Source organism: Streptococcus cristatus (assembly GCF_963529205.1).
Classification (GTDB): Bacteria; Bacillota; Bacilli; order Lactobacillales; family Streptococcaceae; genus Streptococcus; species Streptococcus cristatus_O.
In genome coordinates this window covers 48,349-55,696 of the sequence record NZ_CAURYF010000007.1, presented here as the reverse complement: position 1 = coordinate 55,696, position 7,348 = coordinate 48,349, and the positions used below count along the sequence as shown (strand labels likewise).

6 protein-coding genes are annotated in these 7,348 nt (G+C 37.9%); all 6 read right to left on the bottom strand.

Translation table 11 applies throughout. The annotated features are described in order from the left end of the window. Positions 1–46: 46 nt before the first annotated feature. Positions 47–190, bottom strand: a complete 144-nt coding sequence (locus tag RWS39_RS02900) for a hypothetical protein (RefSeq protein ID WP_314480263.1) — start codon at positions 188–190, stop codon at positions 47–49. Positions 191–574: 384 nt separating this feature from the next. Next, positions 575–700, bottom strand: coding sequence for a hypothetical protein (locus RWS39_RS02895; protein ID WP_314480259.1), 126 nt, complete (start codon positions 698–700; stop codon positions 575–577). A gap of 68 nt (positions 701–768) precedes the next feature. Next, on the bottom strand, positions 769–3,156 hold the full coding sequence (gene secA2 / locus RWS39_RS02890; RefSeq protein WP_314480256.1) for an accessory Sec system translocase SecA2: 2,388 nt from the start codon (positions 3,154–3,156) through the stop codon (positions 769–771). Next, complete coding sequence (gene asp3, locus RWS39_RS02885; RefSeq protein ID WP_314480254.1) at positions 3,146–4,180, bottom strand: accessory Sec system protein Asp3; 1,035 nt, start codon at positions 4,178–4,180, stop codon at positions 3,146–3,148. The genes secA2 and asp3 overlap by 11 nt, the downstream gene beginning before the upstream one ends. Continuing rightward, the gene (gene asp2 / locus RWS39_RS02880; RefSeq protein ID WP_314480253.1) at positions 4,177–5,757 is read right to left on the bottom strand and encodes an accessory Sec system protein Asp2; all 1,581 of its coding nucleotides are present in this window, start codon (positions 5,755–5,757) and stop codon (positions 4,177–4,179) included. The genes asp3 and asp2 overlap by 4 nt, the downstream gene beginning before the upstream one ends. Further along, complete coding sequence (asp1, locus tag RWS39_RS02875; RefSeq protein ID WP_314480252.1) at positions 5,744–7,342, bottom strand: accessory Sec system protein Asp1; 1,599 nt, start codon at positions 7,340–7,342, stop codon at positions 5,744–5,746. The genes asp2 and asp1 overlap by 14 nt, the downstream gene beginning before the upstream one ends. Between the last annotated feature and the right edge of the window lie 6 nt (positions 7,343–7,348).

Below are 7,348 nucleotides of genomic sequence, written 5' to 3'. Positions count from 1 at the left end.
GATTTGGCATAAATGACTGCTTCACCGATCTCTTTTTCTTGATTCTTCATAGAGTTGATTTTTTACGTAAGGACCCGATTTTTTCATTCTTCTTTTGAATTTCACGATCAAACCCTTCCTTTAATGCTTCGATACAAACTTCGACTTCCTTAGCACGGTAGTTACCGAACAATGTTTTCTTAAGTCTCATTTCGCTCCCTCTATTCCTTACTTATTCTGATTTACACCACTATACCTCATTGTAGCGTAAAATAGCGTAAATTGCTATTCTTTTCTAAGCTCCAAATAAGGAAAATATCCTGAAGCGCTATCAAGCAAAACCCGAACTTAGCTTAAAGTTCATCCATTTCTAAAAAAGTATCTGAGACAAAATAGTTCTCAGATACTAGAGTATGACTTTTCAGAAACCCACTACAGTTGACAAATTCTGACTAACATTCCTTATCAAGTCAGCTACCCCCAAACTGTTCCTTTCCTGAAATTCTTCTAAGGCTTCCATGACAGAAACTGATTCTGTTGGCAACTCAAGATCTTCACTAGCACTCAGAATAATTTCCTTTTGCTCTTTGAATTTTCAACTAACGGGCTTTGATTTAGTTGCATTCAGACCACGGTAATCATTATCTTCCTTACCCTTTTGCTTAAACTTTGATATCAACTGTTTAAATCCCTTTAGCTCTTTGTTATTATTTTTACTCATAATATGATTTTCTCCAAAAATACAGTTATATCATCATTATAAAGTCTACAACAGAATCTGTCAAAGTATTAGCCAAAGAAAACTTCTAATTTCCCAGAAGGCTTAATGTTAATGTAACTCAATGTCATATTTTTTATAATGTTTAGATTTATATCTGCATTCATTCTTTTGTATGATTTAAAAGCTTCTTTATGAAACTCAAAGACAGGATTTTTTTGGGCATACCCTTGACTAGACACCAAACCTTGAAATTGCTGTAAATAGTCAACCTGCTCAATCCAACAGTCATCTATCGCTCTCAAAACGACAGTTCGTTGAAATTGATTGAACAACTCTGAATCCTTGATTTTATCTTTTTTCTGCTGGTACTCTGAAACAAGGAGGTCTGATAAAAACTTTTTAACTTGCTGTAAATCTGTAACATCTAGATCATCTGGAATATCCTCACAGTAATAACTAATGTTATCCAAAACAAAGCGAAACAAATCCGCCCGCTCTTTAAACGGTGTTTTACTTGTATAAATGTCCACTGCATCCGATAGGGTAGACAAGAAATAGGTCAAATCAAAGTCTGAATGGGAGATGAGCTTATTACGCTTATTGTAGATAATCTGTCGCTGAATACGGATACTTTCATCATATTGTTCCGTTGAACGTCTGGAAGCCGCTGACGCGTTATCACTATTCCTCTGAGCTTCTTCAACCGCATACCTAATACGACGAGAGATCAAATGAATCTTTTGTTTTTCCTCTGGTTTTGCAATTTCTTTATGATAGTACTCACTAATCCATTTGCTACCAGACTTGGAAATAAGATCATCCTCAAGAGAAATAAAGAATTTGCTCAATCCTGGAGCGCCTTGTCGTCCGGCACGACCACGAAGCTGCAAATCCACTCGCTTACTGGACATTCTCTCTGTTCCAACAACAGCGAGTCCACCCAACTCAGCAACTCCTTCTTCCAAGATAATATCTGTTCCACGACCTGCCATTGATGTTGCTACAGTCACTGAAGAGCGTCTACCAGCCAGTGCGATCATCTCAGCCTCTTTCGCTGCATTATGGGCGTTCAACACATTATGGGCGATTCCCTCTTGGAGTAAGAGCATAGAATAAATTTCAGACATTCCAACCGAGCCTGTCGCAATTAAAACTGGCTGGCCTTTTTTATGTAATTTTTTGATATACTCCAATGAAGCATATAATTTTTGAGGAATCGTGAGATAGATTTCATCTGGATAATCAATTCGTAAATTGGGTTTTCGTGTAGGAACAACTACGACTCCCAAGTCGTAAACGTCTCTGAACTCATCCTCACAAACTTTACCAGTACCCGTCATTCCTGCTAATTTTGGAAACATTCTAAATAAATTTTGATAGGTAATAGAGGCCATCGAACGCGTTTCCAATGTGATTTTTACACGTTCTCTAGCTTCTAGTGCTTGGTGCAATCCTGATTGGAGTTTATTTCCTTCCAAGAGACGTCCTGTCGCCTCATCCATCAATTTAACTTTGCCATTATCCACCGTGTACTGACGATCTTTTTCAAATAAGTGGTTGGCTCTCAAAGCTAGGTTAATTTGCCGAATGAGCTGGTAATTATCTGGATCATAGGCATTCTGAACGCGGAAATAAACCTCTGCTTCCTTTACTCCTTTTCTCGTCAACCATACAGACGTCCGAGTGGAGTCTAAATTAAAATCTTCCCCTTCTTTTAGAGTTTTTACAAACTCATCACACGAGAGAAAGAGGTTGGATTGAACCCGAGGAGAACCTGAAATGATTAGGGGCATCTGAGCACTATCTAGCAAGGCTGCATCTACTTCATCGACCAAACAAAAATAAAATTTTGGCAAAAACTTCTTTGATTGAGATGTCGCCAAGTTTTCTTCTAGGTAATCAAACCCTAACGCACTATGTGTTGTATAGACAATATCACTCTTATAGATTTGTTGTTTTTGAGGAATTTTAAGTTTTTTTGCCGGATCATCCGAGACACCAACCCCAACTGTCATTCCTAAAAATCGAAAAACGGGTGCCATTTGTTTAGCATCACGCGCTGCTAAATATTCATTGGCCGTGACTAGGATTGTACTTTTTTCCGTCAAAGCATTTAGGTATAAAGGAAGGATAGCTGTCAAAGTTTTTCCTTCCCCTGTTCTCATTTCTGCAATCTGATTGTCTTGCATAACCAAGGCCCCTAAAACCTGAACATCATAAGGATATAATCCTAATACACGCTTGGCTGCCTCACGAATGGTTGCATACGCTTCTGGCAAAATGGACTGCAAGCTTTCTCCTCCAGAAAGGCGTTCTTTAAACCATTTTGTCTGAGCTTGCAGTTTCTCATTTGACATAGCTGCATAACTATCAGATAGTTTATTAACCTTCTCCAAAATCTTTTTGTAACGCATTAGTTTATAGGAGTTGGTCAAATTGAATCGTTTAGTTTTCATTCTCTCTCATCCACTTTTCAATCTTTTCCAAGTCAATTGCTTGAAGTAAAAATGACTTATCTAATAAATTTTCAATGCTTGCTAGTTCACGTGGTCTAGTCTTCAAGTTCGCATATTCTCTAACTTTTGTCGGATTAAATTGCTGTAGCAATAATTCTTTAAAAATAGGCGGATTTACTCGAGTACGGTAACGTTCCAGCAAGCGTTGATAATCTAGTTCGCTTAAAAACTCATCCGTCACGAGAGCGTATGAATTTCCAAATTGTTTGGAGTAATGTAGGGCCGCAATATTAGAAATCGCTCCATAACCAACAAAAGTCACTTTTTCAAAAAGATGCTCTTGCGCTAATTCTTCAATCGTTTCAAGCAAGCCTTCGTAAAAACATTCCTCCATGTATAGGAGTGCTTCCCTATAGGACGAATTAACAATCAATACATTTGAGAAATGCTCACTAACATGTTCTGGGATAAAACCGGTTCGATTGAGTTCAGGTTCAGTAAAGCAAACATACAGCGTTTCTTTCTCGGAATCCTGATGAAGCAAATCAGATATCCAGTAGCGATCCACTGTATAATCCGCTAACTGCTCCTCAGCAACATAAATCCCTTCAAACAGGAAGCGATGACAACCCGAACTCACTAACTGCACCTTATAATATTGTGTGCTATCTGGAACGCATACGCTCACTCTCTCTCCCTGTTTAATGATTTTATTCGAAATTTCTTCATCTCGAGCATCCATAAATTCAACTTTTAAGTATGTTGAATTTTCTGGGATGGTTTCTATATGACTGCCAAAAATATAGTTTTGCCCACGTTTCAATTCAGGAAGCTGACTCATATTACGTAAAGCCTGATAGTTTGCCCGTGAGTGCCATTCATGAATAACTGTCCCCGAAGGCATGAACTGATTTTCATACAAAACACGACCATCATCTAACAGTCTGACAGATGAACCGTATAGATACTGAGATACGCTTTGGAGATCCCAATAAGCAAAGTAGACTTCTTCCTTGTATCTCACGATTTAAACTCCCTTTCAAAACTATTCATTAATAGCGTTTTATATTGATTAAAGAACCATTCAACAATACCTTGTGTATCATCGTTGTGTCGTCCAGTCAATCCCTTGCTGATAACGCTGACGCGGTAATCTCGCTGTCCTAACTCATCCAGTATATCAGGATAGGCAGACATATCATAGTCATCTTGATACATGAAGGAGATAATGAATTTTGTTTTTGAGAAATCAGCTGACTCAAAAGTCGTCCAAAAGTGTTCGTTAAGCTGAGCTGTAGCTTCACTTGATAACTCCCCTATTGTACGATACACCAAATCCAGTGACGTTGGAAATCCTCCCGGACGAATAGTTGACTCATTTTCTGCTATATCTCCTAAGTTAACAAGAGGTTTTCCGACAATGACGGCATGAGGTTCCAACTTAGAACTATAGTAAAGGGCGCCAAAAGTCCCCATTGATAAACCTGACAAGGTCAGTTGTTCCTTCGTAAAACCAAGTTCATCTAAGCAATTATGAACCACTTGGAGAAGTTTTTGTTCGAGTTCCTCCGATCCAAGATAGAATGCGCCCCCCTCTGAACGCGGATCCCCTACTAGTAAGAATGGCGATCCCAAATTATTCATCATCCAGTACCCTTCAAATCCCTCTGCAGGACGGTACCCTGAAAAATAGATGTTCAACGGTGGTTTCAAATCTCCTGGATGAAAGAAATAAATCAGTTCTTCTCGATTTTTGTCGCTAATTCGTTTTCCTCCAACTAACAAGTCTCCATAGCCTAGATGGGAGTCTCGATAATGGCAGGGACCAAGTTTTACAATCCCTTGTCCCTTTGCTTGAATGCTGATACTCAAATAATAAGAATCATTTACATCTAACGTCAAAGACCGATCAAAACTCGTTTCATCATAAATCCATTCTTGCATGGAAGAATTTCCAGCTGGAAAACCTTTAACAACGTAGCGAATCGAACAACCTTCTGAAACTATGAACTCAGGCCACAAATCTAAGGGCATCTCCCCACTCAGAAAAATATTATATTGATAGGTCGCAATGGTTTGATAATCCTCGCCATATCGGCCACACAAACGAAGGTAGTTTGTCCCTTCATAACTGATTTGACCCTCAAAAGATGGTGCAGCGACTAGATGATTAACACTTAGTTTCGTTCCATTTTGTTTAGAGAAAAAACCACGTGAAAATATATGTAGCATCTGCTCTGGATTTTCAAAATTTGTTTTCACAGCCTTTTTACGCAAAAGAAATCGTTCCAATGTTTTCGTAGTGATTCGACAACGCTCATGATAGAACAGACGGTAAACCTGAATTTTCTGATCCAAGATAGTGACATACTCTAAATATTCAGCAGTATCTACTAACACGACATCAAACGGTTTGTCTACTTTTTTCTTCTTTTTTTTCCCGTTTTCCGCCTCAACTTCTCTATTTAAGATCCCGATATCTTCTGGCAATAAAGAGACGATGTCTTCTGGTTTGACAAATGTCCATTTTATATTACTAGGAATTTCATATTGCTCCTGCCAATTTTCATCAGCAATTTGCAAAACACTAATTTTTTTCATTTCCTTTTAATTCCTTTATGGTATTTTTCCACATATCGACAATCTCACCCCTTGTGTACTGTTCAATCTTCTTGACTGAGTGAACTAGAGATTGATTCCAATGTTCTAAGTTTGTGAGGTAGTATAAGAGTGCCTCTTCGAAATCTGAAATATCCTCTAGAATCCAACCATTTTCTCCATGCTTCACATAAGAAGAACTATACAAGTTAACCTGAGGGATCCCTCCACTAATGCCAGCGATTTGAGTCAACACATCAGCTGGAGTCCCCAAATCTAGTATAATACGAACGTACTTCAGAACTTTAATCAAATCGATGTCGCTATGAATAGTCTCAATATCAATCCGTTCGCGAACAATCTCCTCTTCATCATCAAGAACTCGGTTCTCACCTCTCGCTCTTTTCTCTTTATCAACAAAAATCAAATCTTGTTCATATTCTGGCTTAAGTGATAGATAGCTTTCTAGCACCTGTTTTATATAGGCCTCTCGACCAAAATCCTGACTTTGTGTTCCGACCAGCAAGTCAATCCATTCATTTTTCAACATCATTTCAAACAAAGTCGTAAACACATATTGAATTTGATCTGCTGGTAGATTGTCGTAATTGACGTAAACAATTAACTCTTTTTTTCTTTGACTATGCCCTAGGTTTAGATGAGTATCATAAGGTGGAATCTCATAAAAGCCCGGCAACTGTTCTAAATCCACATTAGCTGCTATCGTTTCAATTTTATTTAAACTATCAACAACGAAGAACGGCGTGTCTGTCAAATCTGTTAACAGCTGTTCTTGGTTTGTGATTGGATAGCGATCTCCAAAAAAAGACAAAATAACATGATGATTTTCCTTAATCTTTTGGAAAAAGTGGTTGTGCTGCACATCTGACGAAATCACAATCGTATCATCCTTCGTTAGCGCAAAAGTTAGATACTGATCTAATTTTTCATTGATCAATTCTTCGATATCTTGGTAAACTTCTTTTGCAAATGTAGCCTGCGCCTCAGGGTTAATAAGTACTTGATGATTTTCTGTGCCCAAAAATTCCCTAAACTGCCATGTACCTTGTAAATTTAAATAATCTTGGTAGTAAGGTTGATCATTTTCAAAATAGATGATGCTTGAAACAAATCCACGATCATCAAAAATCAACTGATGATTTGTCTGCCCACCCTCAAAATAAGTAATATCAAAGAAATTACCTGTTTGTGAAAAGTTAATTTTAGCATAGTGCTCTTGATTTAAATATACCTCAATCATAAAAGGAGTATAGAAGAATTCTACTCCTTGAGGCCACTTAATATCTTCCAGACGAATTTTACGTACAGATACATCCGTCAGACCTTGTATGGTATCAAATAGATTCCATACAGTTTCTGGTAATATTCTTTGCTGATAAAGAAAGGTTCGAATATGTGGTGAATAGTTCAAAATCAGAGTGGTATTTGCCTCTCCTGATTGCTGAAACATTCGCAGCAAATTCACCGCATCATCAAACATCATATTTTTAGACACGTAATAGAAAGGCAGAGTGGTAGAATACCATTTCCGATCTTGTCTATACCAAGATGGTACAAAGTAAAACATATCCCT